This is a genomic window from Pelagicoccus enzymogenes (genome assembly GCF_014803405.1).
In the GTDB taxonomy this organism is placed as follows: domain Bacteria; phylum Verrucomicrobiota; class Verrucomicrobiia; order Opitutales; family Opitutaceae; genus Pelagicoccus; species Pelagicoccus enzymogenes.
In genome coordinates this window covers 303,285-328,975 of record NZ_JACYFG010000006.1, presented here as the reverse complement: position 1 = coordinate 328,975, position 25,691 = coordinate 303,285, and the positions used below count along the sequence as shown (strand labels likewise).

17 protein-coding genes, 1 tRNA gene and 1 pseudogene are annotated in these 25,691 nt (G+C 55.3%); 13 read left to right on the top strand and 6 right to left on the bottom strand.

Annotation, left to right across the window (positions count from 1 at the left end):
- Positions 1-13 precede the first annotated feature (13 nt).
- The gene (gene uvrA / locus IEN85_RS03830; RefSeq protein ID WP_191615738.1) at positions 14-2,854 is read left to right on the top strand and encodes an excinuclease ABC subunit UvrA; all 2,841 of its coding nucleotides are present in this window, start codon (positions 14-16) and stop codon (positions 2,852-2,854) included.
- Between the two features lie 325 nt (positions 2,855-3,179).
- Entirely contained in the window at positions 3,180-4,157 is a 978-nt protein-coding gene (locus IEN85_RS03825) for a vWA domain-containing protein (RefSeq protein ID WP_191615737.1), read from the top strand.
- 17 nt (positions 4,158-4,174) lie between these two features.
- On the opposite strand, the gene IEN85_RS03820 is transcribed toward IEN85_RS03825, so the two are convergent.
- Entirely contained in the window at positions 4,175-4,708 is a 534-nt protein-coding gene (locus IEN85_RS03820; RefSeq protein ID WP_224772437.1) for a hypothetical protein, read from the bottom strand.
- A 301-nt stretch (positions 4,709-5,009) separates the two neighbouring features.
- Here IEN85_RS03820 and IEN85_RS03815 point away from each other — a divergent pair, with 301 nt between their 5' ends.
- The 5 genes from IEN85_RS03815 to IEN85_RS03795 all read left to right on the top strand — a co-directional run bounded on the left by IEN85_RS03815 (position 5,010) and on the right by IEN85_RS03795 (position 9,929).
- Positions 5,010-6,926, top strand: a complete 1,917-nt coding sequence (locus IEN85_RS03815; protein ID WP_191615736.1) for an amidophosphoribosyltransferase — start codon at positions 5,010-5,012, stop codon at positions 6,924-6,926.
- 41 nt (positions 6,927-6,967) lie between these two features.
- Complete coding sequence (purM, locus tag IEN85_RS03810) at positions 6,968-8,050, top strand: phosphoribosylformylglycinamidine cyclo-ligase (protein WP_191615735.1); 1,083 nt, start codon at positions 6,968-6,970, stop codon at positions 8,048-8,050.
- Positions 8,051-8,237: 187 nt separating this feature from the next.
- Complete coding sequence (locus IEN85_RS03805) at positions 8,238-8,834, top strand: hypothetical protein (RefSeq protein ID WP_191615734.1); 597 nt, start codon at positions 8,238-8,240, stop codon at positions 8,832-8,834.
- Positions 8,835-8,857: 23 nt separating this feature from the next.
- Positions 8,858-9,157, top strand: a complete 300-nt coding sequence (locus IEN85_RS03800) for a Dabb family protein (protein ID WP_191615733.1) — start codon at positions 8,858-8,860, stop codon at positions 9,155-9,157.
- A gap of 154 nt (positions 9,158-9,311) precedes the next feature.
- Positions 9,312-9,929, top strand: coding sequence for an HNH endonuclease (locus tag IEN85_RS03795; RefSeq protein ID WP_191615732.1), 618 nt, complete (start codon positions 9,312-9,314; stop codon positions 9,927-9,929).
- A 109-nt stretch (positions 9,930-10,038) separates the two neighbouring features.
- On the opposite strand, the gene IEN85_RS03790 is transcribed toward IEN85_RS03795, so the two are convergent.
- Complete coding sequence (locus IEN85_RS03790) at positions 10,039-11,022, bottom strand: L-threonylcarbamoyladenylate synthase (protein ID WP_191615731.1); 984 nt, start codon at positions 11,020-11,022, stop codon at positions 10,039-10,041.
- Between the two features lie 69 nt (positions 11,023-11,091).
- The gene (gene rpsR / locus IEN85_RS03785) at positions 11,092-11,283 is read right to left on the bottom strand and encodes a 30S ribosomal protein S18 (protein WP_191615730.1); all 192 of its coding nucleotides are present in this window, start codon (positions 11,281-11,283) and stop codon (positions 11,092-11,094) included.
- 139 nt (positions 11,284-11,422) lie between these two features.
- On the opposite strand from rpsR, the gene IEN85_RS03780 reads away from it, so the two are divergent.
- The 6 genes and pseudogenes from IEN85_RS03780 (at position 11,423) to IEN85_RS03760 (ending at position 20,637) form a co-directional block, all read left to right on the top strand.
- Positions 11,423-11,494 (top strand) — tRNA-Arg (locus IEN85_RS03780).
- A gap of 322 nt (positions 11,495-11,816) precedes the next feature.
- A complete protein-coding gene (locus IEN85_RS03775) occupies positions 11,817-12,353 on the top strand; it encodes an RNA polymerase sigma factor (RefSeq protein WP_191615729.1) in 537 nt (178 codons plus the stop codon).
- Positions 12,350-12,502 (top strand): annotated as a pseudogene (locus tag IEN85_RS24940) (FecR/PupR family sigma factor regulator); the annotation flags it as partial. The gene IEN85_RS03775 and the pseudogene IEN85_RS24940, both read left to right, overlap by 4 nt.
- Positions 12,503-12,535: 33 nt before the next feature.
- Positions 12,536-13,405, top strand: a complete 870-nt coding sequence (locus tag IEN85_RS03770; RefSeq protein WP_224772466.1) for a FecR family protein — start codon at positions 12,536-12,538, stop codon at positions 13,403-13,405.
- Positions 13,406-13,526: 121 nt separating this feature from the next.
- On the top strand, positions 13,527-17,129 hold the full coding sequence (locus IEN85_RS03765) for a TonB-dependent receptor (protein ID WP_191615727.1): 3,603 nt from the start codon (positions 13,527-13,529) through the stop codon (positions 17,127-17,129).
- A 487-nt stretch (positions 17,130-17,616) separates the two neighbouring features.
- On the top strand, positions 17,617-20,637 hold the full coding sequence (locus IEN85_RS03760; RefSeq protein ID WP_318186582.1) for a TonB-dependent receptor: 3,021 nt from the start codon (positions 17,617-17,619) through the stop codon (positions 20,635-20,637).
- Between the two features lie 77 nt (positions 20,638-20,714).
- Here IEN85_RS03760 and IEN85_RS03755 read toward each other — a convergent pair whose 3' ends face one another.
- The 3 genes from IEN85_RS03755 to IEN85_RS03745 all read right to left on the bottom strand — a co-directional run bounded on the left by IEN85_RS03755 (position 20,715) and on the right by IEN85_RS03745 (position 25,640).
- Positions 20,715-23,789 carry an SbcC/MukB-like Walker B domain-containing protein gene (locus tag IEN85_RS03755; RefSeq protein WP_191615725.1) on the bottom strand — a complete coding sequence of 1,025 codons (3,075 nt, stop codon included), beginning with the start codon at positions 23,787-23,789 and terminating at the stop codon, positions 20,715-20,717.
- Positions 23,786-24,940 (bottom strand): exonuclease SbcCD subunit D, encoded by a 1,155-nt coding sequence (locus tag IEN85_RS03750; RefSeq protein ID WP_191615724.1) that lies wholly within the window; start codon positions 24,938-24,940, stop codon positions 23,786-23,788. Before IEN85_RS03750 ends, IEN85_RS03755 begins: the two co-directional genes overlap by 4 nt.
- Before the next feature lie 133 nt (positions 24,941-25,073).
- On the bottom strand, positions 25,074-25,640 hold the full coding sequence (locus tag IEN85_RS03745) for a hypothetical protein (RefSeq protein ID WP_224772436.1): 567 nt from the start codon (positions 25,638-25,640) through the stop codon (positions 25,074-25,076).
- Between the last annotated feature and the right edge of the window lie 51 nt (positions 25,641-25,691).

Below are 25,691 nucleotides of genomic sequence, written 5' to 3'. Positions count from 1 at the left end.
CACTTTCGCCGGTTTGAGTCAGAGCGAATACATACACATCAAGGGGGCGCGGGAGCATAACCTCAAAAACATCGAGCTTAAGATTCCCCGCAACAAGCTGGTGGTCATCACAGGCGTGTCCGGTTCGGGAAAGTCGTCTTTGGCTTTCGATACCTTGTATGCGGAGGGACATCGCAAGTATGTGGAGTCGCTTTCCACGCAAGCTCGCCAGGCGATGGACCAGCTGAAACGTCCGGACGTAGATTTTATCCACGGGCTCTCGCCGGTGCTGGCGATCGAGCAACGCGCCTCGAACGCCTCGCCTCGCAGCACGGTGGCCACCGTCACGGAGATTGCGGACTACGCCCGGCTCTTGTGGGTGATTCGCGGGGAACAGCGTTGTCCCAAGGACGGCGGAATCATTCAACGGCAGACCTTGGACGGTGCGGTGGACCAGGCTTTGAGGCTCCCGGATCGCGCTCGGGCGATGATCCTGGCTCCCTACATGAATGCCAAGCCTGCGGTGTTGCGCGAGGAGTTGCCTCGCTTGCGACAGAAGGGCTTTCAGCGGGTGCGCATCGATGGCGAGATCGTGGATGTGGACAGCCCGGATGCGGCGGCCAAGGGGCGTAGCGCGGTGCAGATGGACATCGTGGTGGACCGCTTGGTGATTGGCCCTGATCAGCGAAGCCGTTTGGCGGACTCGCTGGAGCTCGCTTTCAGCGAGGGAAAGGATCGGGCTCTCGTTCTGTATCAGGAAAGTCGTGACGGGGATTGGGACGAGCTTTCTTTAAGTCGCAACTTTTCTTGCGGCGAATGCGGCACAGTCTACGAGCCGGTGACGCCGCGTCATTTTTCTTTCAATACAGCAGAGGGATCATGCCCGGAGTGCGGTGGCTTGGGTGAAACGCGACGTTTCCTTGACGAACTGATCGTTCCAGATCCCAGCAAGAGCGTAAAAGGCGGGGCGTTGAAGCCGCTGCGAATTGGCGGTAAGCAATTGATCATTCGGCACAACGCCTTGTTGCGGCAGTTGGCGGAGCAGTTGCCCTTCGATCCGACGGTGCCGTGGAAGGATTTGCCCGAACAAACGCAGCAGCAGTTGCTGCATGGCGTGCCGGATCGGGAGTTCTCGTTCAAGCTGACGCGCCGCAAGACGAAGGTGCCGCCTGCGCCCTTCGAGGGGATCGTTCCGCTCCTCACGAAAGCGGCTCGCGAGACCAAGAGCGACGGGTATCGGGCGCGGTTGATGACCTACCAGACTGAGCAAGATTGTCCGTGTTGCGGGGGGCATCGGTTCAGCCCGCGCAGCGCCAACGTATTCGTGGACGGCGTGAGCATGCCGGAGTTTTTGGCCATGGATATCGAGAAGGCCTATGACTTTGTCTCTGGCCTAGACCGGGCGGGGAGTGATGTTTCGACCTATGGGGAGGTAATCGAAGGCATTGAGTTTCGACTGCGTTTCCTTAAGGAAGTCGGGCTCGATTACCTGACGTTGAATCGTGGATACGGAACGCTCTCCGGTGGAGAGTCTCAGCGCGTGCGGTTGGCCACGCAGCTCGGCATGAGCTTGATGGGGGTTATCTACGTTTTGGATGAGCCGAGTATCGGTTTGCATGCCAAGGACAACAAGAAGCTGGTAGAGACGCTCAAGGAATTGCGGGACGTGGGGAACTCTGTGGTGGTAGTCGAGCACGACGAGGAAATGATGCGTGCGGCGGACCATCTGATCGAAATTGGTCCGGGGGCTGGCCTGTATGGAGGAGAGGTGCTTTACGAAGGGGCGCCGCAAGACTGCAAGCCGACCGGAGACTCCGGTCGCTCGACAGGAGCGTACTTGTCGGGCGAGCAGTCGTTGACGCGCTCCGCGGAGCGTTTGAAGCCGAACGATCGTTGGATTGTGATAAAGGAGGCTTCGCACCATAACTTAAAGGGGGTGACTGCGGAAATTCCGGTGGGTTTGCTCACTTGCGTGACAGGCGTTTCAGGGTCGGGAAAGTCGACCTTGGTGAATCAGATTCTGGCGAAGGCCGCAGCTCGCAAGTTGAACCGGTCCAAGGATATCCCGGGGGGACACAAGGGCATCGACGGCTTGGAGCATTTCGAGCGAGTTGTGCGGGTCAGCCAAGAGCCTATCGGCCAAAGTCCGCGTTCCAATCCTGCGACTTACACGAAGCTTTTCGATGCATTGCGAGATTTGTATACGAAGGTTCCGTTGTCGCGGACCCGTGGATACAAGGCCGGTCGCTTTAGCTTCAACGCACGAGGAGGCCGTTGCGAACGTTGCCAAGGGCAAGGAGCGATCAAGCTGGACATGCTTTTCATGAGCGACGCATACGTCGAGTGTCCCAGCTGCAACGGCCAGCGCTATAATCGTGAAACCTTGGAGGCTCGTTACGGGGGAATTAACATAGCGGAAGCGCTGGACCTTTCCGTCGACGAGGCTTGCGAGAAGTTCAAGAACGTGCCTCGCATTATCGAGAAGTTGAATACGCTGGAGCAGGTGGGGCTAGGCTACCTCAAGCTAGGTCAGGCGGCGAATACCTTGAGCGGTGGCGAGGCTCAACGATTGAAGCTTTCGCTAGAACTCTCCAAGCGTAACAGCGGTAAAAACCTATACATTCTCGACGAGCCGACCACCGGCCTGCATTGGGCGGACATTCAGCGATTGAGCGATTTGCTTTTTCGATTGCGTGACCAGGGGAACACGGTGGTGGTGATCGAGCATCAGCTGGACTTCATCAAGCTTGCCGATTGGGCGATCGATCTCGGGCCCGGTGGCGGAAGCCGCGGTGGTGAAATCGTGTATTCAGGTTTTGTGGACGGGATGGCGAACTGCGAACGCTCGGAGACAGGCGCGGCTTTGGGAGGGTAGCTCGCCTGGTGATGCGCTTAAGATCGCCAGCAGAGGGATCCACTGTGGGAGGTGATACTCATTGTGAGTGCGCTGTCTAGTCGCGGCACAAGGCCGCTTCCCGCAAACGAGAAATTCGCGTGATGGGGGCAATTGACTGCAGGTCCGGGTAGGGCGGACGGGCCCCGTCCGCTGCGTTGCATGATTTAGGCGCTGCGGCTGTCTGGGCCAGACAGCCCTACCTTGGCCGATTGGCAGGGGAGCGGATGCCATTTTTGAAGTTGCGAGGTTGGTGGCCTGGACTCAGTCTCGTTCCGTTTTGTTACCCACCCGTTCTGCTGCCCCATTGAATCCACGGTCGCGCAGCCGCAGTACCTTGTTCATCGCCTTGGCGGTGCAGGTTGCGGTCGTCTTGGTGTCTGTATTCATAATGGTGCGGGAAGATGCCTTGGTGGAGCCGCCCGCGTTTTCTGGCGAGCGAGTGGTCAGCGTGGCGAGGCCGGAGGAGAAGCGTCTCGATCGGGTGCGGGAGATGAGCCGACGTATTTCGAAGCCGCGTAGCTTTCAGCGATTGGCGGTGGAGCAAGCGTTTCAGAACGAGCTGCCCTCGATGCCGGCATTGCCGCAGGATGCCTTGGATTTGAACAGTGTGGAGGATTCTATGCTGGCGGACGCGCACGCCTCTCTGTCGGGTTCTGGTCTGATGGATCTGGCGAGTTCCCTGGCGGGCAAGGAGTCGGCGGCGGAATTTTTCGGAGTGAGGGATAGCGGTCGGCGGATTGTGATCGTGGTGAATACATCTGCCTCGGTCGTACGCAAGGCATCGGCTCGAGGCGTGAGTATCGAGCGCTTGCAGCAAGAGGCGATCGCATTGGTGGAAGGACTGGGATCGGGAACGCTTTTTGGAATCGTCCAATTCAGCCAAGGCACGAAATCGTTCTCTGAATTTATGGCGCCGGCCTTGGTGAAGAACAAGGTGGCTGCTGCAGAGTGGGTGAGGTCCGAATTGAAAGGAAATCCCAAGGTCTTGCCTGGCTCCCTGGTGGGCCACGAGGCAGCCGTGGCGGCCGCCATGGCGTTGCAGCCTGATTTGATTTTTCTGGTGACGGATGGGTCCTTGAATCGCCGGACAGCGAAACCAGGGGGAGGCTACTCCTATCCCAAGATCAGTTTTGCGGAGTTGATGGACTTCGCTGATCGGCAGGTGATGCAAAGGGGGGTGAAGCCGCGGCTTCACGTAGTGGGCTTCGAGCTCGGTGAGGTCGAGAGGGAAGGCTTGGAACGTTTGGCGAGGCGCTTCAATGGATCGCTCCGGGAGATGTGACCTGCGAAATCGCTTTGTTATAGGGGGAAGGCGGCCCTCCAGAGATCGACTTCGCCTGGATGCCCGTGCAGGCGAAGCTCTTGATCGATCCGTCGGATGTTGGGCTCTTCCACCGAATGTTTGGAATCGCCTGGAAGCTCGGGCCTCGCGGCTCGCGTCAGTGCCCAGCAGGCCCAAGATCGCCACTTGCGTTGCTCGCGCCGCGGTTCGCCCAGACGGTCGGCGTAGTGCTGGAAGTGAACGCGTGGATTGCCCAGAAAGGCTCCCTCGGGAGCGTGTTGCAGGAGAAAGACGAGGGCCTCGTATGGTAAGGGCCAGTCTGCGAGGATCGGTTCGCTTCCTTTCAGGTCGGCTCCCCATGCACGGTCTAGGCAGAGGATCGCGCGAGCTGGAAGGCGCTGCAGCCAAAGGTGTTGCGCGTACTTGAGGCAGGTCAGGTAGAAGGCGGCGCTGCGTTCGTCGCCCCGAAAGCGATTGAGCGAACGCCAATTCATACCTGCTTCGGGAGCGGGGAGGCTGGGGATGCTGGGGATTGGTTCTGGCCGGGCCATAGCTGGGATTATTCCTCCTGTGTCAATGGTGCAAACTCGCGGTCACGGGAGTGTTTCGGACTAGGGTTATCGCTGAAACGACAATCTCTGGCGAAAAGAAGCAATGATTTGTTGCAAGGGTTAGAAATATCGCCGTAGGTGGTGGCTTTTCAATCAAGCCTCGGTCCGAAGGACTGACAACCACGTCGACAGAAAACATCACACGCTCCCAGACAAATTCATCTTTGCCATGCCGACGAAGACCGTTCCGGATTTCTTCCAGTCTCCCGACTGGACTGACCTAAAACCCTTTGCCTAATCGATGAGCGACCCGATTAAACACGAGTGCGGTATCGCCCAAGTGCGTCTCAAGAAGCCGCTTGAGTACTATCAGGAAAAGTATGGCACCCCGCTCTGGGGATTCTATAAGCTCTTCCTTCTCATGGAGAAGCAGCGCAACCGGGGCCAAGATGGGGCAGGGGTTGCAGCGGTAAAGTTCGATATGCCGGCGGGCGAGCCTTACATGTTTCGCGAACGTAGCGTCAAGTCGAACGCCTTGGACCGCATCTTCAAGGGCACGCTTAAGGGCTACCAAAAGCTGATTCGCAATGGGGAGGTCCTTCCGGACTACGTTCCCTCCATCAAGAAGAATTTCGACTTCGCGGCGGAACTCTACATGGGGCACCTCCGTTACGGCACTTCCGGCGGCTATTCGCTCAGCGTTTGCCATCCCTTCTTCCGTCGCAGCAGTTGGCCAACCAAGAACCTTATCCTGGCGGGCAACTTCAACATGACCAACACGAAGGAGCTCAACGACAGCCTCATCGCTATCGGTCAGCATCCCATTTTCGCCACCGATACTCAGGCCTTGCTGGAGAAAGTGGGCTTCCATCTCGACGAGGCGCATGACAACCTCTACCGCTACCTGCGGGACGAAGGGCATACCAACGACGAAATCGCCGAAAAGATCCTTACTGGCATCGACATCCCCAAGATTTTCCGGAAGTCGGCCGAATCTTGGGACGGTGGCTACGCTTTGATCGGTGGCATTGGAAATGGCGACAGCTTCATCCTGCGCGATCCGCTGGGCATACGTCCGGCCCACTATTTCGAGGACGACGAGGTCTTTGCGGCGGCATCCGAGCGGGCACCGCTCATGACTATTTTCGACAAGAAGTTGGAAGACATCCACGAGGTGCCGCCGGGCAACATCATCGTCATCAACAAGGCAGGTGAGGTAACCCGCGAAGTTTTCAGGGAGCCGGATCCCGAGCCCAAGCAATGTTCTTTCGAGCGCATCTATTTCTCCCGCGGCAACGACGCCGACATCTACAAGGAGCGTAAGGCGCTTGGCGGAGGACTTTGCGAGCAGATCATGGACGGCATCGACCGTGACTTGGAGAATACCGTCATCAGTTTCGTGCCTAACACTTCTGAAGTTGCCTACTTTGGCGTGCTTGAGGAGCTGCGTCTCATCCGTCGCCGCGAGGTGAAGGCCCAGATCTTGGAGGCGGCCGAAAAGGGCGAGCTCGACGCTGATAAGTTGGATGATCTGGTGATGCGCAACTGGCCGCGTGGCGAGAAAATCGCCCACAAGGACCAGAAGCTGCGAACCTTCATTTCCTCCGAGGATTCGCGCAACGAAATGGCATCTCACGTTTACGACGTGACCTACGGAATCGTCACTCCCAACGACAATCTGGTCTGCGTCGACGACTCTATCGTTCGCGGCACGACTTTGCGTAAGTCGGTTCTCAAGATTCTCAGTAGCTTGGAGCCGAAGAAGATCATCATCGCCTCCACCGCTCCGCAAATCCGCTACCCGGATTGCTACGGCATCGACATGTCGGAGCTAGGCAAGTTCATCGCCTTCGAGGCAGCCATCGAATTGCTCAAGGAACGCGGCAAGAAGGATGTCATTTCCGAAGTCTACCGCAAGTGTCTCGACGCGGAAAACGGGGAAGCTCCCAGCACGGTCAATTACGTGCAGGAGATCTACAAGCCTTTCTCCGACGACGAGATTTCCGCCAAGATTGCTCAGCTCGTGTATCCATACGATACTGACTGGAAGGGGGAATTGCAGGTTATTTATCAAACGGTCGAAAATCTTCACAAGGCCCTCGATGGTCACGATGGCGACTGGTACTTCACGGGCAACTACCCGACCCTTGGCGGTTTCCAAGTCGTGAACCGCGCTTTCATCAACTACTACGAAAAGGCCAAGGGGCGTGCCTACTAGACCCGCTCTAACAAACTCTGTCTCTAATCCCTCACTCAAAGATGGCTGCTAAGAAAAAAACAAAAGCGTACGCTGAAGTAGGCGTTAACATCGATTTGGCCGACCGCATGAAGGGCGGCCTCAAGCAATCGCTCAAAAGCGCGTCCCGTCCGGAAGTTCTCGGGGCGGTAGGTGGCTTCGGTGGGTTGTTCGACCTCTCCAAATCCAAGTACAAGGAGCCGGTCCTCGTTAGCAGTATCGACGGAGTGGGTACGAAGCTCAAGATCGCCTTTGAGTCAGGCAAGCATAAGAGTGTTGGTCTCGACATCGTGAATCACTGCATCGACGACATTTCAGTCATCGGAGCGGAGCCGCTTTTCTTCCTCGACTACCTCGGTCTCGGGAAGCTCGAACCAAAGGTTTTCAAGCAAATCCTCGCTGGTATTTCCGAAGCGTGCGCAGGAGCAAACTGCGCGTTAATTGGCGGTGAAACCGCTCAGTTGCCGGATATGTATTCAAAGGGAGAATACGATATCGCCGGAGTGATCGTGGGCATTGCCGAAAAGAAGAAGATGCTCTCCGGCTCTACCATTCGTCCCGGCGACGTGGTCATCGGCCTGCCTTCCAGCGGATTGCACACCAACGGGTACACGCTCGCTCGCAAGGTGATCTTCGACAAGGCCAAGCTGACTTTGAAAGATAAGGTGCCTGGCACGCGTCAAAGTATCGAAAAGGCCTTGATGGCTCCGCATACTAACTATGCGCCGTTGCTGCAGCCATTGCTTGCGAAGTTTAACCAAGGCACCTCTTCCAAGGTCCGCAAGGGCAACGCAGTCTTCGGCATCGCTCACATCACGGGCGGAGGCTTCACCGGAAACATTCCTCGTATTCTGCCCGAGAAGGTTGACGTGGAAATCGAAACGTCCACTTGGGAGCCGCTGCCTATCTTCAAGCTTATCGAAGAAAAAGGCGGTATCGACTTCGACGAGATGTACGAAGTGTTCAACATGGGTATCGGCATGACGCTTATGGTCGATGGCAAGCAGGCGGATGCGATTCTCGAGTTCTGTCATGCCAACGGTTGCAAGGCCGTGAAGATTGGCCAAGCGACCAAGGGGACCGGTAAGGTTCAACTCAAGAAGTAGCTCTAGCCCTGCCGAAAAAAGCTTTCAAAGCCGTAGCTCGAAAGGGCTGCGGCTTTTATTTGGGCAGTAGGTACGGCCGCCGCTCGATCTGCCTTGTTTTTGCTTCTGCAATGCGGCGCCAGCTCTGCGATTCTTCTAGATTAGGGTAGCGTCCTCTGTCCCGGCGGACAGGATAGGAGCCTCCAATATGAATAAATTGCTACTTCCTGTTTTCGTTCTCGCTTCTCTCCTTATTGGAGCCTGCTCGTCGCAACCCGAACCAGAGCCGGAGAGCCAGGTTTCTGGAGCCAAATGGTTGGATGCCGCCCAGGGCGGTAACATGTATGATGTGCTCGCGTATCCGTTAACTGAGGACGAACTCGCTTATTTCGAGGACGCTTTGCCTTTGCTGGAGCAGGCTGCCCGAAAGCATCCGGCTATCTGGTCTGAAATTGCCTACGAAGAGGATCCGTCGGTAGTTGCTGCTCAAAGTCGGGTATGGAGCGATGCGGGGCTGCTGGGCCGAGATGTGATCGCGGTGAATTTGAAGCTCACCTTTCTCAGCGAGTTTGCTTCCGCGGAGGAGGGCATGGAGCGGGACATGAGGGAAAACTTGGCTTGGTTGGAGCAGCGTCTTGAGGGCGAGGGGGCGGATGCTGCGCTCTTTGAGACGGCGGACTCGCTGCGCATGATCATCGGCGTAATTGCGGTTAACCGAGAAGCGGGATCCTTTCAGTTCTACCAGGAAAACCAAGCCCGGATCGAGGCGGCGCTTGACCGATTCACCAGCATTGGCGAACAATAGTCGTTCACGTAACCCATTTTATTATGCTCGTTCACACAGTTCTCTTTAACCTCACTCCCGGCATGAGCGACGAACAGGTCGCTGCATTTGAGAAGGATTTGAATTCCCTCGCTACCATTGACGTGGCGAAGGCTTGCTACATCGGCAAGGTTGCCGACACGGCTAAGCGCCCGGTGGTGCAGACGGATTGGGACTACATGCTGACGGTGATCGTCGAGAACGTGGCAGACCACGATATCTATCAGGATCACCCCACTCATCATGCCTTCATCGCGAACCAGAAGCAGTTCTTCGCTCAGGTTCGCGTGTTCGACGGCGAGTAGGGGGACCGTAGCGCGGATCCGTTCGTGGACGCTGGCTAAGGCTTCGCGCTACGCGCGATCCGTTTTTTGAATACGTGACGCTCCGGTGACATCCTGCCGGAGCGTTTCATCGTACCTTGACAGTTTCACCCTAGTGGGTAGAAAGTACTTCTCCATGGAAGCTGCCCTTATGGAGCCGGTCTTGGTATTGAACCGGTTATGGCAGGCGGTGAATGTAATCGCCGCCAAGCGTGCCTTTTCGCTCCTCGCGAGCGGACACGCTCAGATTGTCCATGCGGAAGACGAAAGTTTTGAAGTCTTCAACATGATGGATTGGGTCGATTTTTCTCGGCACAATCCACCTGCAGGCGAGCTGGAGCTCGTGCATACCGTGAAGTATCCGATCCGCGTCCCTCGAGTGATCCTGCTTTCGGTCTTCGATCGCATGCCGCGCAAGGAAGTGAAGCTCACGCGTCACAATGTTTTCGAGCGCGACAAGTACACTTGCCAGTACTGCTCGAAGAAGCTGCCGTCGGAGGACCTGAATCTGGATCATGTGATCCCGCGTCACTACGGCGGCAAGACGACCTGGCAGAATATCGTTTGCTCCTGCATCGACTGTAATTCGCGGAAGGCCAACCGTTTGCCGCACGAGGCGAAGATGCGCCTGATCCGCAAGCCGTCCGCTCCCAAGTGGCGCCCGGTCATCAATCTCGTGGCCCGCGGAAAGAAGCAGGAGGCCTGGAAGCACTTCCTCGATATCGCCTACTGGAACGTGGAGCTGGAGAAGTAGTTCCAAATCCTGCGTGGGAAGTGCCCTTGTGGCACGATTTGAAATTGCGCCAGTTCAATCTGGCGTGGCCTCTTGGATGATCGCGAGCAAGCTCGCTCCTACCTCTTTCCTACCGAAACGAAGCGCGGCGCAGGCGGTCGTTGATGGCCAGTCCGAGTCCCAGTTCGGGGGCTTCTTCGGCGATGATTCGCGAGTAGCCGGCTTCGTCGAGCTCTCGCAGCTTGGCGAAGAGGTTGGCCGCGATTTCGGAGAGTTTTCCGTCTTCGGAGAGCCAATGCACGTTTTTGCCGCGATCTTGCTGCGGCTTGGCCAGCAGCAGTGCGGCGGTTTTGGGTGGCAGCGTTTCAAGCTCGCTCGTTGCGATTCCGCCTCGCAGGTCGAGCGGCGTGCGGGGGCTGTAGTGCTTGGGCAGGGAGCCGGGGGCGAGGTGCTGCACGGATTCGTCGGCGGAAGTGGCGGCCGGCTTTTCGATGGAGCGGCCCAGCTCCGCCTCGATTTCCTCGGCGGGCAGGGCTCCGTAGCGCAGGATGCGCGGCTGGGACTCGTCGCGCAGGTCGAGGATGGTCGACTCCACGCCGAAGGCGCAGGGGCCGCCGTCGAGGATGAATTGGATTTTCGAGCCGAGACCTGCTTCCACGTGCTGGGCGGTGGTGGGGCTGATGTAGGCGAAGGGGTTGGCGCTGGGGGCGGCGAGAGGAAAGTCGCACTGGGCGACTAGTCTCTGGAATTCCGGGTGGGCGGAGCAGCGCACGCCCACTGAGTCAAGTCCTGCTGTGACGATGCCGGGTATCTTGTCCTTCTTGGGCAGGACGAAGGTGAGGGGGCCGGGCCAGAAGCGTTCCGCAAGGCGGATTGCCAGCGGGTTGGCGTAGCAAATTTGTTCGAGCGCCTCGACGCCGGAGATGTGGCAGATCAAGGGGTCGTTGGCCGGACGTTGCTTCGCTTCGAAGATCTTGGCGCAGGCTTGAGCGTCAAAGGCGTTGGCGGCCAGTCCGTAGACAGTCTCGGTGGGGACGCCGACCAGTCCCCCAAAAAGCAAAAACTTACGCAGATCGCGTAAGTTTTCCTCGGTAGGTTGGAGTATGTTCGCCATGTGCGTGTGGAGCGAGCGGGCCAACCAGGTCCCGCGTGTGTGTGGCAGTATAAACGCTCGAGGCGTCGACTACTTCATCAAGCGCAAGTTGCGAGCGCGCTTGATTGCCTTGGTGATCTTACGCTGCTGCTTCGAGTTGATGCGGTTCATCTTGCCTGGGATGATCTTGCCAGTTTCTGTTACGTAGCGTGCAAGGATGTGAGCATGGTTGTGGTCCAGCTCTTGTGGCGTGAGGCTTTGTGATTTTTTCTCTGTGCTCATAAGGAACGGCGGAAACTAGGCCTTCGGTACCCCTTGTCAACAACGGAAAGCGAGAATTTCTAGGCAGCTATTTCTTTACAGCGAGAGGGGCTTCCTGCAGAAATTTGCCTCTCCAGCCATTTTGACGGCTGGCATTCCTGGGGTCATAGTTCAACGGATAGAACAAGGGTTTCCTAAACCTTAGATCTGGGTTCGATTCCCGGTGGCCCTAGTGGATGGATTCGGGGAGGTGTTTCGATTTGCTGGGCGGGTCAGCTTGCCTGTTTCCCGCTCGACCCTGCCATCGATTGGTATTGATGCTTCGCTTTGCCCGCATGTCGGCTTGGCCAAGGAACACGGTGCCTCCGGGGCACTTTCAGTCACGGCGTCTTACTGTCCGATGGATGCGGTTTTGGCGAGGTTCGCTGCGAGAGGCACTCTGGTGGCTTGAGGCGTGGTGACCGACTTGAAGCTAAATCGGCTTTTCTCTTAGTTAATTAGCTCCGCTCACGTGTCTCTGCCTCGTAATTCCGTAAACGAAAAGCTACCCCTTGATGCCCCGAGACGAAAAAGACGAGAGTCGTTGGTTCAAAGAACGCTTGCTGCCGCACGAAGGCATGTTGCGAGCTTGGCTGAAGAGCAGGTTCTCCTCTGGCATCGACGTGGACGACGTGGTCCAGGAGTCTTACCTCAAGGTTATGCGAGCGCATTCCGAGAAGCCAGTGCATGCGCCGAAAGCTTTTCTTTTTGCCACGGCCCGGAACCTGGCGCTCAACGCAGTGCGCCATGCCAAGGTTCGTGGAGAGAATCTCGAGTTCGTTTCCGATGACGTGGACTATTTGGACGAAAGCGAGGGGGTCCACGAGACGGTGGCTCGGAATCAGGAGCTGGAAATTTTAACCAAGGCGATCCAATCCCTGCCAGACCGGTGCCGCCAGATATTTACTCTGCGCAAGGTCTATGGGATGCCGCAGCGGGAAATTGCCAAAAAGCTGAATATTTCCTCTAGTACGGTGAACGCCCAGATATCAATTGGCGTTAACAAGTGCGCTGAGTTTGTGGGACGATTTTGTGAGACCGGTGAGTCATGAGCGAGCATATGGAACCAAGTGATTCTTCGCGGGAAGAGCGTATAAGCAGAGAAGCTTCTGATTGGCTGGCAAGGCATGATCGAGGTCTTACCGCGGAGGAGCAGGATGCTTTTTTCGATTGGTTGGCCAAAGATCCTGAGCACTCCGAGTCTTACGCGACGCGGGAACGGGTCTGGCGTTCTATGGATCTACTCGCGGAGTGGAGGCCTGAGCACAGTGTGGAGCCCAACCCCGACTTGCTGGCTGTTTCCGCCGGCCACTCATGGATTGGGTGGGTGAAACGCTACTCTAGCTTGGCTGCTTTGTTGGTCTTGGGATTGGCGCTGTGGATACTTCTGGGGAAAGAGGAGGGGGCGTCTGTCACTTTGCTTGCCTCGGGCGAGTCGGCGCGTTTCTACGAGCACCATGTCTTGCAAGATGGCTCGGTGGTGGAGCTCAACCGAGGGGCGCAGGTTTCGGTTCGTTTTTCTCAGGACAAGCGCTTGATCGACCTTCTCTCTGGCGAAGCCTATTTCACGGTATCCAAAGATCCCGATAGGCCTTTTGTCGTTCGGGCTCGAGGCACCGTGGTTCAGGCGGTTGGCACTGCGTTCAATGTGTCTTTGAATCCCGACGAGGTAGAGGTTTTGGTGACTGAAGGAAAGGTCCTCATGAATCCTTCCATCGCGACCACGCGCGACAGTGTCGTCGAAGAGTTGGAGCCGCTCGTGCAGAAGTTGATCGCAGGACAACGAACCGTGGTAAACCTCAACGCTGCTTTGGCGCTCCCCGTGGTCGAGTTAGTGACTCCCGAGGTGATCGAAAGTCGTTTGGCTTGGAAAAACGAAACCTTAGACTTCACGAATGCACCGCTTTCTGAAGTGATCCTCGAATTCAATCGTCGCAATCACACGCAGCTGGTCATCGCCGACGCGGAACTTAACGCTTTGCCCATAACCGCTGCGTTTCGCCCGAACCGCCTGGGTGAGTTTGTGGAGCTCCTTGCTTTGACTAATAACGTACGAGTGGAGCGTGTGGATGGTTCGAAGATCATTCTCCATAAAGAAAAGTGAAAGGAGCGATATATTGCCTGTCTCTAACTTTATTTTTAGTTAATATAACTGCATCGTGTGTCTAAGAAGGTGTAAATACTGACTAGTATGCCTTCGTCCCAATTACCTCGTTTTTGTCTGCATGATTTTCTATCGTTGCCATCGCAACGCTTGGTTGATCTGCGTAACGCTTGCGCTTACGTGGACTTGTATTCTGCGGGCTAATTCAAACGAGTTCTTCTTTGATGTAGAAGCAGGTCCAGCGGGCGAAACGCTTAAAGTTGCGGCCCTTCAAGCCAATGTAGAGATCTTGATTTCTGTTGGGTCTTCTTCGGAAGTGGTTACAAACCCGATACGAGGGCGCTTCCAAGTCGCTCAAGCCCTTGCGAAAATGTTGGATGGCACGCCTCTCACGGCGGTCTCCGTCAGTGACGGTAGAGCTTTTGGCATCTTAAAGAGGGGCGGCGACGGAGCTACTTCCGAACCTGGAGGGGCTGGTATCGCGACGGAATCGAAACCGCAGAATGAAGAACCGGGGGACAGGCGGAAGCTCAATCGGTTTTTAAGGGGAGTGTTGGCGATTGCGGTCCCCGATGCGCGGACTCCTGCCTCGTCGGCGAGTCGTATCGAGGATGCCGACATCTACGAACTTTCTCCTTTCGAGGTGTCGAGTTCCGATAACGACATTGGCTACTACGCGGAAAACACTTTGGCGGGGAGTCGTTTGAATAGTAACATTTCAGACCTTGCTTCTTCCATTACGGTTGTCACGAGCCGACAACTGGAAGATACGGCTGCGGTCGACATCAACGATGTCTTTCTTTACGAGGCTAACACTGAAGGCTTGGGCAACTACACTTCCTACGAAATCGATAAGGATGGAGCCGTTCGCGACAATCCTGCAGGTTGGAGCAATGGATTGGTTGCCAATGGTCCTTCCACTGTGAACCGGGTTCGCGGTATTGCTCCAGCGGATACGGCGAGGGATTATTTCCCGAGTATTGCCCGTATTCCGTTTGACACTTATAATACTCGCTCGGTCGAGATCAATAGGGGGCCGAATTCGATCTTGTTTGGACTTGGAAGCGCCGCGGGAATCGTAAACCAAAGTTTGGAAAAGGCGGTGGTTGGAGCAGAGTCCGGAGAGGTTAAGGTACGGTGGGGCAGTTGGGACGATTTTCGCGCGAGTGGAAGCTTCAATAGAACATTGGTTGAAGATGTGCTTGCGGTGAACGTCTCGGTGCTAAGAGAGGAGAAGGGGTTCCGCCGAAAACCCTCCTATGATGAAACCAAGCGGCAGTATTTGGCTCTCACCTACAAGCCTTCGGATAACACAACGTTTAGAGGGACCTTTGAAAACTACGAAAACAAAAATCGTCGCCCCAACAATGTGACTCCTCGAGATCTGATCACCCCCTGGAAAGCTGCTGGGAGCCCTACATGGAATCCATCGACTAGAAGGTATGCCTTAAATGGCCAGGTCTTTGGTCCCGTAGATTCCGACAGCGACCTGCCTTCTGGCTTGGCCGCCCGAGCGTTTGGACCGGTGTTTCATTTCGATCAGGGCGAGTTTCTCGGTGGGACCCAGAGGAGTTTGGGCAATGCTCCGGGGCTTGTTGCGGGCGGAACCGTTTATCGCATGATGAAGACTAACGGCGAGAATCTGGATCCGCTTTTTATTTACCCAGGGGTCTCCGACTCCGATTCGTACGACTGGGAACATCTGAATATCTTGTCCAGTAACGTTGGGAGCTCCGCCGCCAAAATCGAAACGTTTGAGTGGGATCAGAGAATTCTCTCGAACCTGTATCTTAATATAGGATACATAGATGAGAGTTACGAGGCGGAAAACAGTTACTTCATTGGCCAGCAGACTGGGGCTACCATCGAGATCGATCCGAATACGCATCTGCTAGATGGCAGTCCCAATCCGTATTTTGGACGCCCTTTTATTGAGATCAGGGAGCCAGACGATTTTGATCAGTTTGAGAACAATTCCAGTTTTCGCGCGACTCTAGCCTATGAACTGGATTTCGATAATAGCGATGGCTGGATGCGGTCGCTCGGAAGGCATCGGGCGATGGCCTTGGTGAGTTCGCGAGAATATGACAGCGCGTTTTATCGGTGGAGGCAGGTTGTGCTTTCCGATAATGCTTGGGTGAACCAAAGGCGGCGGATTGGCGGTGTTGGCGGGGCGGTATACAAAAGGATTTATCTCGGCGGCCAAGATGGCCTCGTGGTTAACGATCCCGGGTATGTCTTCAACGGAGCGGAATCGGTGACAATGTCCGTGGGGTATCCAACGAGCGTGGTAGCGTCTGATGCGAGTTTGGATTCGTTTGCCTGGGAGGAAGAAACGGTCGACCTGGGGCGTACGCTGCATATCGTTTCTTCAGGCGAGCAACAGGAGACGGATTCGCTAGCCTTTGTGCTGCAGAGCAGCTTCTTAAAGGAGAAGGTCGTGACGACTCTTGGCTTGCGGGAGGATCGTAACCTGGGGCGTCAAGGTCTCAATCCGGAGATCGATCCGGAGACGGGCATCGCTGATCCATCGGACGTAGCGAAAGAGTTTGAGGATTGGCAACGGGTTTCAGGAATGACCAGCACTGCTGGCATTGTCCTGAAGCCGATGGAGTGGTTGAATTTCCACTACAACGAATCTGACAATTTCACGCCAGCAGGAGTCGTCTATGATATTGGAACAGGTGAGCCGTTGCCATTGCCCACCGGCGAAGGTAGAGATTGGGGGATGGGCCTTCATCTGTTTGACGGGAAACTTTATGCGAAATTGAATTTCTTCGATGTAGCTCAGTTGAATTCTCGGGTGGGTGGCACCGGAACTTCTATTTGGCGGATGGGTTACTTCGATGAGGATTTCTTTGGTGATTGGGCCAGATATGCTGCAAGCGCCGAAGGCTTGACAGGGGCAGCAGCCGAAGCCCGAGTCGCGGAAATTACGCAATTTCCGGAGAACTTCGCCACCTACAATAATTCAGTCCTCGGAACCAGTACCTTAAAGGGGGAAGGAATCGAATTTCAGATGGTCTTCAATCCGTCGAGGAACTGGAACTTCAAATTTAACCTAGCCCAACAAAAGACTGTTTTTAGTGAGATTGCCCCTGAGTACACGGCGTGGAAAGCGGTGCGTCTTCCCGTCTGGCAAGCGGCGTATTCAGAGGCTTTGCCGGAAGGGTTTCAGCGTTTTTGGGACTACGACAACGATAAGGCCCCTTTCGACATTGGAGCCAAGCGCAACGTTTTGCATGGAACTTTGAATACACCTGAAAAGTGGTTCGAAATAAATATCGATGCGAACATGGGGCTGCAGCAAACCTTGTCGGGAAAGAAAACCTCAGGGCAGCGGGAGTGGCGTTGGAATGCTATCTCAAATTATCTCATTACGGACGGCGCCCTGAAGGGCCTCGGAATAGGGGGCAGTGTACGGTGGGAGGATTCAGCGATCATCGGCTATCTCGCTGGTTTACCTGATGAAGATGGGATTGTACGCAAGCTGGATGCGGACAAGCCAGTGTACAACAGTGAAGACTTTCACGTCGATTTTTGGGCCAGCTACACGATGCCGGCATTTAAGGACAAGTTAGAGCTCAAGTTTCAGCTTAACATTCGAGACGCTTTTGAAAGCGGAGGCTTGGAGGCGATTGCTGTTAATCCTGATGGTGAAGAGTCTGCATTCCGCATCATCGATCCACGACAGTTCTACTTTACGACTACTCTTTCTTTTTAGTGCTGCTGCTCGTACGAGTGAATCGCTTCAGGATCCTCTCAGATCCTGTCCAATAAATCGATTTTTTGTGGGTCTGGACCGAGGGCCAGACCTTGTCGTGCTGTGAAACGGAATTGCACTGCGGTCTGCAGCCAACTGTAACCCAATGCAGTAGGGGCTAGTATGTTTCATTGGGCAGTCTTTTAGAAAAAGAACGAAATTCTTTTAGACAGAAATATGGTGATAGGTGTCTTGGCGTTGAATGCACCTGTTTCCCGTTTCTTGCATGGGAGAATTATATAATGCTTCTGAATTACCCCACAATGATTGAGACGACACTTTATCGAAGACGGTCCGGCTGAGCCTTGTTTGCCAGCGGTTCGTTTCTGAGAAACCCATATGCTGAGAGGGTCTTTATGAGGCCTTCGTGCTCCATTATTTGAACGGCTTGAGAGCCGTTTGGCGGAGCTTGCGTGCCTGCGATTGGGAAGCGGCGTTTCAGGTCAATATGGAATGTATCCGTAAAACGAATGCAGGAAGACTTTTTGTCAAAACTCCAAAGCTAAATATGAAAAAAACAAATAAGATACGATGCAACTCATTGGGGAGGGGGCTCTTGGGCCTAGCTCTTCCCGTTTTAGCGCTGAGCGTTGCCACGCAATCCTGGGCAGGCGAGATTCGAGGGCGAGTCGTTGACTCTGATTTAGGCAATAACCTGCGAAACGCCCAGGTAACGATAGCCGGATCTAGCAACCGCGTGCTGACCGAACAAGGGGGGAGCTTTTATTTTCCGGATGTATCCGCGGGCGAAGTGACCTTACGCGTGAGTTTTAGTGGTTACGACACTATCGAACAGACCGTTACCGTACCGGAAGACGGGACTGTTCGCCCTACGATCAAGCTACGTAGCTCCTTCATGGACGAAGGTAATGTATATACCTTGGGTGCCTTTGAAGTTCAGGCTGAGTCTTATAACGCAGCTTCGCGCGCGGTTAATGAGCAGAAGGTCGCCATAAATCCTGTAAAGGTCGTTGCTGCTGACTCGCTTGGAAACGTTTCAGAAGGAAACGCGGGCGAATTTCTTAAGCTGATGCCTGGCGTATCTCTAGATTACGTAGAAGCGGATGCCCGTTCAGTGCGTATCAGCGGATTGGCACCTCAGTACGGTAACGTGCTGCTGGAAGGGCTCTTCGTTCCTAGCGCAGGGTCTTCCAACATCGGTACGGGGAGAACTTTTGAGTTCGAGCAGTTGTCTATGGACAGCGTCGAACTAGTCCAATTGACGAAAACCCCAACTCCGGACCAACCTTCGGCCTTGTCCGGAACCGTGGACTTGGTGACGGAAAGCGCCCTCGATCACGATGGTCAGAACATCGACTATTCTTTCGGTTTGGCGACGAATTCTTACTATGCGGGACTTCACAAGTCACCCGGGTGGGATGACCAGGAAGGCAGAAAACTGTATCCGAATTATACCTTCAAGTACTCGAATGTCTTCAATGAAGGGAAGGTAGGCGTTATCTTTGGCTTGTCGCACCACGAGACGATCGCAGCTCAGAAGCACACATGGCTGTGGCACAACGGCTACGATGATAATCCTGACAACAACGACACGGAAGTGCCGACTTACTGGTGGATGTGGTTTCAGGATGGCCCCAAGCCGACTACCCGCGAAAACTACTTCGCTCGGGTGGATTTCTTGGCGAATGACAATCTCAAGCTCTTTGCTCGTGTGGACCATAGTACCTACAAAGCAAAGTTCTACAATAGAACCATGAGCCTGCGTCCAAGTAGCTTGGACCTGACTAAGGAAGTTTCTAAGACCAACCAGACCGTGGCGAGCGGTACGGTGTCCAATGAATCTAACCAGTTCATGGAGAAGCTCGGAGATACTACTATCTACACGATGGGAAGCGATTATCAAATGGGTGACTTGACTATTTCCACTCGTTTAAACCGTGGTGTCGCTCGAAATTGGTACGAGAACCTGGAAAATAACCACTTCGCCGATTATCGGGCTGATATCAGTGATGTATCCTGGAATTGGACACGCCCATCTGAAGGATCTACGGATTTGCAGTTCACCCAGCTGTCCGGGCCTGATTGGAGAAACCCGAGCAATTACAGCTTTGTGGATAATGCGATGAAGTGGTACGAGAGAAATTCTCGAGACGAGCAAACGACGCTTCGTGTGGACTTCACCCGAGACCTGAAGCAGAAGGACCAGACTCACCTCCTGAAGTTTGGTGTTATGTTCAACACTCGAGACCTGGAAGTGCACCGTTATGGTTCGATGTGGACTACGTTTACGGGACCGGATGGAGTACTGGGGACTGATGACGATCCAAATCCCGGCGACTTCGTGGACAGCAATTTCGTGATGGACTACGACAGCGGGAGCAACCTCAACGGAATTCGGCCGTACAGCCCGTGGAAAATTTGGGATTATTATCTCGAGAATCCCGGCGAGTTTGTAGAGAACACAGATCGCAACGGTGATCAGCGTCGCCGCAACAATTGGTACTTCGAAGAGGAGATCATGTCGGCCTACGTGACCGACCAGATCAAGATCGGGAAGTTAGACATTGCTCCCGGTTTAAGATACGAACGCTCCAAGCCTCAGGGCACCGGGTGGGATTCGGTGAACGGTCGCCCCGTTACCGCAGAAGGCGATTGGACTGAAGTCTTGTTGCCGTATCTACACGCCAACTACGAGTTTGCTTACGATCTCGTCGGTCGTTTTTCGTACCACGAGTCGATCACGCGTGCTGACATTGCCAACTTGGTTCCAGGAATCTCCAGTATAAATGAAACTGATCGCGAGATGAGCGCGAATAACCCGAACCTAAGCGAGGAGAATGCCAAAACCTATTACTTCACTTTGGAAAAGTACTTCGAGCCGGTGGGCTTGCTGTCGGTTTCGGCGTTTCATCGTATTTGGTCGGATCGCCAGATTACAGGTGGCGAAACGGTACTCGGTCCGGATGGATATGGTGGAGACTCCTCTTTCGCTGGATACACGCTGCTCACTCGCACAAACGCAACGCGTGATGTAGATCTCAGCGGTCTTGAAATTGACTTCTCCAAGCAATTCAAGAACTTGCCGAAACCTTTGACGGGACTTGGAGTGTTTGGCAACTACACGATGCTCGACTACGAGGACGATCGATTCTTCCGTGGTTCCCCGAAGCGTACGGCGAATGCTGGAGTGAACGCTAGTATCGATCGTTTCAGCGCTCGTTTGAATATGAACTACATCGGAACCATCCTCACGGGCACTTCTTCATCCTACAACGAGTCAACTGGTGTTTGGTCCGATTCGGCTCAGCCCGACGAGTTCCAGAAGGAACGCATGTTCTTCGACTTGAACCTAGACTACAAGTTGTCCGACAAGCTTCGCCTCTTCCTCGATGCCCGCAATTTGACCAACGAAGATTCGCAATACACCTACCGCGGGCACGAATCTAATTTTGTGCGTATCCTTAAAACCGGTACCATTTGGAAGCTCGGAGTCAAAGGCACATTTTAGTCGTTTGTTTCATATCTGAGTTTGGCGCTCTCCTTGTTAAGGGGGGAGCGCTTTTTGTTCGCTGGGTGCGCCTCGCTCTATTCGCCGACTATATGGAACTTTGCCCGGGAACCTTCTCTTGTTGCGGTTACCTCGAGGCGGACGTCGATACGCTCTTTCAGCTCGGGAACATGAGAAATGATTCCTACGAGGCGGCCTTTTTCGCGCAGGTCCATGAGGGCTTTTAGGGCTTCGTCGAGGGCTTCTTGGTCGAGCGTGCCAAATCCTTCGTCGATGAAAAGCGCTTCCATGCGAATGCCGCCGGCGTAGCTTTGCACCACGTCCGCCAGGCCAAGGGCGAGCGAGAGGGAGGCGAGGAAGGACTCGCCGCCGGAGAGCGTATTGACGCTGCGAGCTTGGCCGGTGAATTCGTCGAAGACGTCTAGGTCCAGTCCGGAGGCGCGCCGCATGTCGTCGCGTTCGCGACGTCGCTCGAGGCGGTAACGCCCCCGGCTCATGCGTTCGAGGCGGGCGGTGGCGGCGATGAGGGTGTCGTCGAGGAAGGCGGTGAGCACGAAGCGTTGCAGGGTCATGCCGAGCGGATTCTTGCCGTTGACGGCGTCGGCAACCCGACCGGCGACGGCGTAGGTTTGTTGCAGGACCCCGAACTCCTTCTCGAGCTTCGCTAAATTTCTCAGGGCGGTTTCGACGCCCTCCAGTTCCTTGGCGATTCCGGTTCGCTCGTCTCGCTTCTCTTGGAGTGCCTCGTCTGCTGCGCGGGCTTTGGTGGCGTAGGTCTCGAGCTCGGGTGGTTTGTCGGCTTTCGATTTGGCGAGCGTCTCGCGCGCTCGCTCGTGCCGGTCGGTGGCGGCGGCTAGCTGCTTATCGTACGCTTCGATTTGTGTCAGGAGGCTTTGCAGTTCCTCGGGCGGGAGTTGGGCCGCTTGCCAGGCTGAGTCGTCTCGGAAAGCCTCTCGTTGAAGCGCGGACTGCCATGTTTGGGTGGATTCTTGCAGGTTCTTCTCGGATTGAAGGAGTTGTTTGTTGAGCGACTCGATGCGAGTTTGCGCGTTTTGGTAGTCTGTCAGGGATTTCTGATACGATGCTTCGATACGCTTCATCTCGTGGTCGATCTTTTCGATTTCTTTTTCGAGCTGATCGAGTCGATTGGGAAGGGCTTGCGGTGCTCGCAAGGCATCTGGAATGTCGCGGGCGAGGTGCTCGAGAGATGTCTGAATTTGGGTCAGCTGGTTCTGGGTGGCTATGCGTTTAGCGTCTGCTGTTTCGAAAGCCTTTCGTGTTTCTTCGTTTCGCCTCTTGGCTTTTTCGAGTGCGGTTTCTGGATAGGCGGCGACGAGCTTCCTGGTTGCTTCGATTTTCTCGGCAAGCGTACTGGCTTGTTTCGCGAGAGCTTCCGTTGTGGTTTCGACTTTGTCCAGGGCTTTGAGTTGGGAGTTGAGCTCTACGACCTCCGCTTTGGCGGCCTGCCACTCTTCGCGAGCGGTTTCGAGTTTCTTCTCGATGTTTGCGACAGCCTCGCGAGCGGCCTTGAGCTTTTCTTGCGAAGGAAGCGTGTCCTTCAGGCTTTGGTGAGGAGCGGGGTGGTGGAGAGAGCCGCAGACCGGGCACGGAGTGTCCTCAGTAAGTTGACTGGCAAGTAGGGCGGCTTGCCCCGAGTCCCAGAGGGCCTGCTCCTCTTGCAGTCTCTTTTGTTTCGCTTTTAGCTCCTCAGCGAGCTGTCGGCCAGTTGCTTCCTTCTTGGCGAGATCGGTTTGCTTGGGTTGCAGCTGCTTTTCGAGCGTCTTTTTCCTCCCTAGGGTTTCAAGCTGCTCTTGGACGGTCTTCTGGGTTGCCTCAAGTGCAGGTAGGGCCGCTTTTGCCTGCATGGCTTCGTCGCGGTGTTTTTCAACCTCAGGTAACTGTTTTGAACTCTCGTTTGCTGCGTTTTTGAGTCGTTCCGCTTCGGAGGTTTGCTCTCTCAGTTCCTTGGATTTTGCTTCGAGCTCGCTTTTCGTTTTTGTCCAGGTGGCAAGTTTTGCAACGAGCGGTTGGAGTTGCGACTGCTCGCGTTGCAGCGTTTCCTTTCGCTTGGCACGTTGGTCTTGTTCTTCCCGTTGCGCCTTAGCCTGGTTTAGGGATTTCTCCAGTTCAGGAACTCGTTTCTGCTCCCTCGCTAGATCAGATTTTATATCCGAAACCTGCTTTTGAGAACGTATCCAAATTTCCCTTTCAGAACGAATTGAAGACGCTTTTCGTGCGGAGGTGAGTTGCTGCCTAGACTGATCGATCTCGTTCTTTCGAGCGACAAGCGATTTGAGTTCTTTGCTTGCCGCATCCGCTTCTTGGAACTGTTCGTTCAAGCGTCTCGCTGTTGCAAGTCCTTCAGCAGCCTTATCCCTTTGCTCTTGGAGGGGCTTGAGGGCTGAGGCTAGGTCGGAGCATCGTTTGTTTAAGTCCTCACGCCTTTCGTGCAGCGCCTCGGTCGACTCGACCTGCTGGGCCTGCAGCAGCGCTTCCTTTTTGCGCTCTCCTTCTTTTGCTGCTTCCTCGATCCCCCTGGCCTTACTTTTTAGGCGTTCGGCGAGTTGGGAGTAGAGGCCTGTTCCGAATAAGGTTTCGAGAATCTCCTCGCGCTTCTTGGAGTCGGCTTCCAGCACCTCGCGAAAGCGGCCTTGAGGGATGAGGATGACTTGGCGGAATTGCTCTGCGGAGAAGCCGAGCAGGCGAGATACCTCGCTGTTGACTTGTCCAGCCTTGGTGGCGATGGGAGTCCATCCGTCCTCGCTTGGTCCGGCATCTGTATCCGTAATTTGGGAACGCCACAGCCTAGCTTCGGCAGGACGCTTGGTGGTGCCGGTGCCTCGCTTTTTGGCGACCTCTTGCTCGGGTAGGCGCTCTACGCGGTAGCAAGCAGATCCGATGCGGAAATCGAAGCGGACCCGCGTGTCAGACTCGGGGCTTGCTTGTTGGCTACGCATTTGGGCGGCGGTACGGCCGGCTCCGGAGGTTTCCCCGTAGAGCGCGTAAGTGATGGCGTCGAGCAAGGTTGTCTTGCCCGAACCGGTGGTGCCATGGATGAGGAAGAACTCGTGCTGCCCGAGTTCCGTGAAGTCGAGGGTTTGGCCTTGGGCGTAGGGGCCAAATGCTTCGAGGGTGAGGCGTAGCGGTCTCATTGGGAAGCCGCCTCTTTTTCGGATTCAAAGCGGCGAAGTTCCTCCAGCGTCTCTTGGAAAAGGCTTGTCTCAGCGAGGCTGGGATCGCTCTCCAGAACTTCGCCGAAAAAGCTGGCGAAGAGTTCAGTCTCGGTGGCTTGCTGGCGCTGGGCGACTTGGGAGGCTTGTTTGTTTGAACCGGAGGTCAGGAAACGTCGCTCCAGTTGCAGCACATTTGGGTAAACCTCGCGTAGACGCCCGATCGCGTTCAAGAGCGCCCCTTCGTCGGTCAGGACAACTCTCAGGTAGTCGTCCCGCTTGGGGTCGACAGGAGCGGCGGCCACCAGCTCAGCTAGTTTGCCCTCTACATTTCGCACATCGCGTCGGGCGGCGATCGGTATCTGGAATGTCGATACGGAACCCGAATCTTCGACCTCTACGATAGTAACTGACTTTTGGTGTTTCGCTTCCGAGAAAGAGTATTTCATGGGGGATCCAGAATAGAGGCAGCGGTCGGAAACGCTTTGGGCGGCGTGAAGATGGCCGAGAGCCGTGTAATGGAAGTCGTCAAAGGTATCCACTGGTACGGTGCCCGCTCCACCCACGGAAAGCGGGCGCTCGGAATCGGACTCGGTGCGGGCCCCTGCTACGAAGGCGTGGGCGACAAGTACCCTCGGGCGATCGGGAGTGAAGTTTTCTCGCATGCGCTCGATGCAGCGAATCATGGCTGTGTCATGATCTCGCACTTTAGGATCGCCCGACCACGCTCGTACTTCGGCCGGTTCGGCGAAAGGGAGGGCAAAAAAGTCGACGCCGCCGACGGGGATGGGGCGGAGGGCTCGATCGAAGTTTGCTACGATGTGCAGTCCAGCCTTTTCCAGGAGGTGGGAGCCGTAACCGATACGTGTGGCGCTGTCGTGGTTACCCGGTATGGTGATTATGGGTACGCTGAGTTCTTCGATGATTCGTTGCCAGGTGCGATCTAGCAGAGCGACTGCTTCCGGTGGAGGCACCGCACGGTCGTATAGATCTCCGGCGACCACCACTGCGTCCACCTCCTCTTTGGCGGCGATCTCCACTATCTGATCGAGAACGAACGATTGTTCCTCGGTGAGATGGAGTTGGTGGAAGATGCGGCCGAGGTGCCAGTCAGCGGTGTGGAGAAACTTCATAGGCGGTGAAAGTCCGGCAGCATGGAACAGCGCTGACGGATTTCAACCGCGGATTGGTAGGACGAAGTCGCCTTGAGGTTGCTGGGCGCGCGCTCCTGAAGGCGAGGGAGCGTGTGCAAGGCGAGGCGGGGACTTACTCTACCGTAACTTGGGACTCTGAAACCTCCAGTTCGTAGAGCTTGCCGATGAGCATCTTGATGTTTTCCCTCACGGCTCCTTCGTTGGCGATTTTCAGTCTTTCGACGCCAATGAAGGCATCGGATACGGTTGCGGTGAAGGGCGTCTCAATCGTTTCCTCGAAGAGGACTTGGTTGGTCTCGGAATGCGTTAGCTTGTAGTTCACGCTAGCTGTAACCGTCATGTTGATACCGACGAAGGGTTGCTTCAGCTTTTGGAGCTCGAGGGAGAGGCGGTACTTGCCGCTTTTTTGTGGATGTAGCAGTTGCGCGGAAGCGAGCGAGTCCTCCAGCGCTTGCTTGAAGTCGTCGCTGCTCACTTGGGAGGTCCAGAGCGGATTGGTATTGTGTCCTCCAGTCGACTCGTCCACGGAGACGTTTTCCTTTAGGGGCGTTTCGCCGGTGTAGCCGATCGCATCGGTTGCCAGAATAGTCATTTGGCTTACGCGGCTCGGGGTTGCGCAACCCGATAGGAAGACGATTGCTGCGAGTGAGGTGAGGATCGAGAAGGATCTTAAGTTCATGGATTGATCGAGGGATTCACAAGAGCAGCCTAGCTTGTTCCGGAATCGGGT

Coding starts and splice junctions, on each gene's coding strand:
- IEN85_RS03815 (WP_191615736.1), top strand. CDS start 5,010: ATGAGCGACCCGATTAAACACGAGTGCGGTATCGCCCAAGTGCGTCTC.
- IEN85_RS03765 (WP_191615727.1), top strand. CDS start 13,527: ATGATTTTCTATCGTTGCCATCGCAACGCTTGGTTGATCTGCGTAACG.
- IEN85_RS03760 (WP_318186582.1), top strand. CDS start 17,617: ATGGAATGTATCCGTAAAACGAATGCAGGAAGACTTTTTGTCAAAACT.
- IEN85_RS03755 (WP_191615725.1), bottom strand. CDS start 23,789: ATGAGACCGCTACGCCTCACCCTCGAAGCATTTGGCCCCTACGCCCAA.
- IEN85_RS03820 (WP_224772437.1), bottom strand. CDS start 4,708: ATGGCCCGGCCAGAACCAATCCCCAGCATCCCCAGCCTCCCCGCTCCC.
- IEN85_RS03800 (WP_191615733.1), top strand. CDS start 8,858: ATGCTCGTTCACACAGTTCTCTTTAACCTCACTCCCGGCATGAGCGAC.
- rpsR (WP_191615730.1), bottom strand. CDS start 11,283: ATGAGCACAGAGAAAAAATCACAAAGCCTCACGCCACAAGAGCTGGAC.
- IEN85_RS03790 (WP_191615731.1), bottom strand. CDS start 11,022: ATGGCGAACATACTCCAACCTACCGAGGAAAACTTACGCGATCTGCGT.
- IEN85_RS03750 (WP_191615724.1), bottom strand. CDS start 24,940: ATGAAGTTTCTCCACACCGCTGACTGGCACCTCGGCCGCATCTTCCAC.
- purM (WP_191615735.1), top strand. CDS start 6,968: ATGGCTGCTAAGAAAAAAACAAAAGCGTACGCTGAAGTAGGCGTTAAC.
- IEN85_RS03745 (WP_224772436.1), bottom strand. CDS start 25,640: ATGAACTTAAGATCCTTCTCGATCCTCACCTCACTCGCAGCAATCGTC.
- IEN85_RS03805 (WP_191615734.1), top strand. CDS start 8,238: ATGAATAAATTGCTACTTCCTGTTTTCGTTCTCGCTTCTCTCCTTATT.
- IEN85_RS03775 (WP_191615729.1), top strand. CDS start 11,817: ATGCCCCGAGACGAAAAAGACGAGAGTCGTTGGTTCAAAGAACGCTTG.
- IEN85_RS03770 (WP_224772466.1), top strand. CDS start 12,536: ATGGATCTACTCGCGGAGTGGAGGCCTGAGCACAGTGTGGAGCCCAAC.
- IEN85_RS03795 (WP_191615732.1), top strand. CDS start 9,312: ATGGAAGCTGCCCTTATGGAGCCGGTCTTGGTATTGAACCGGTTATGG.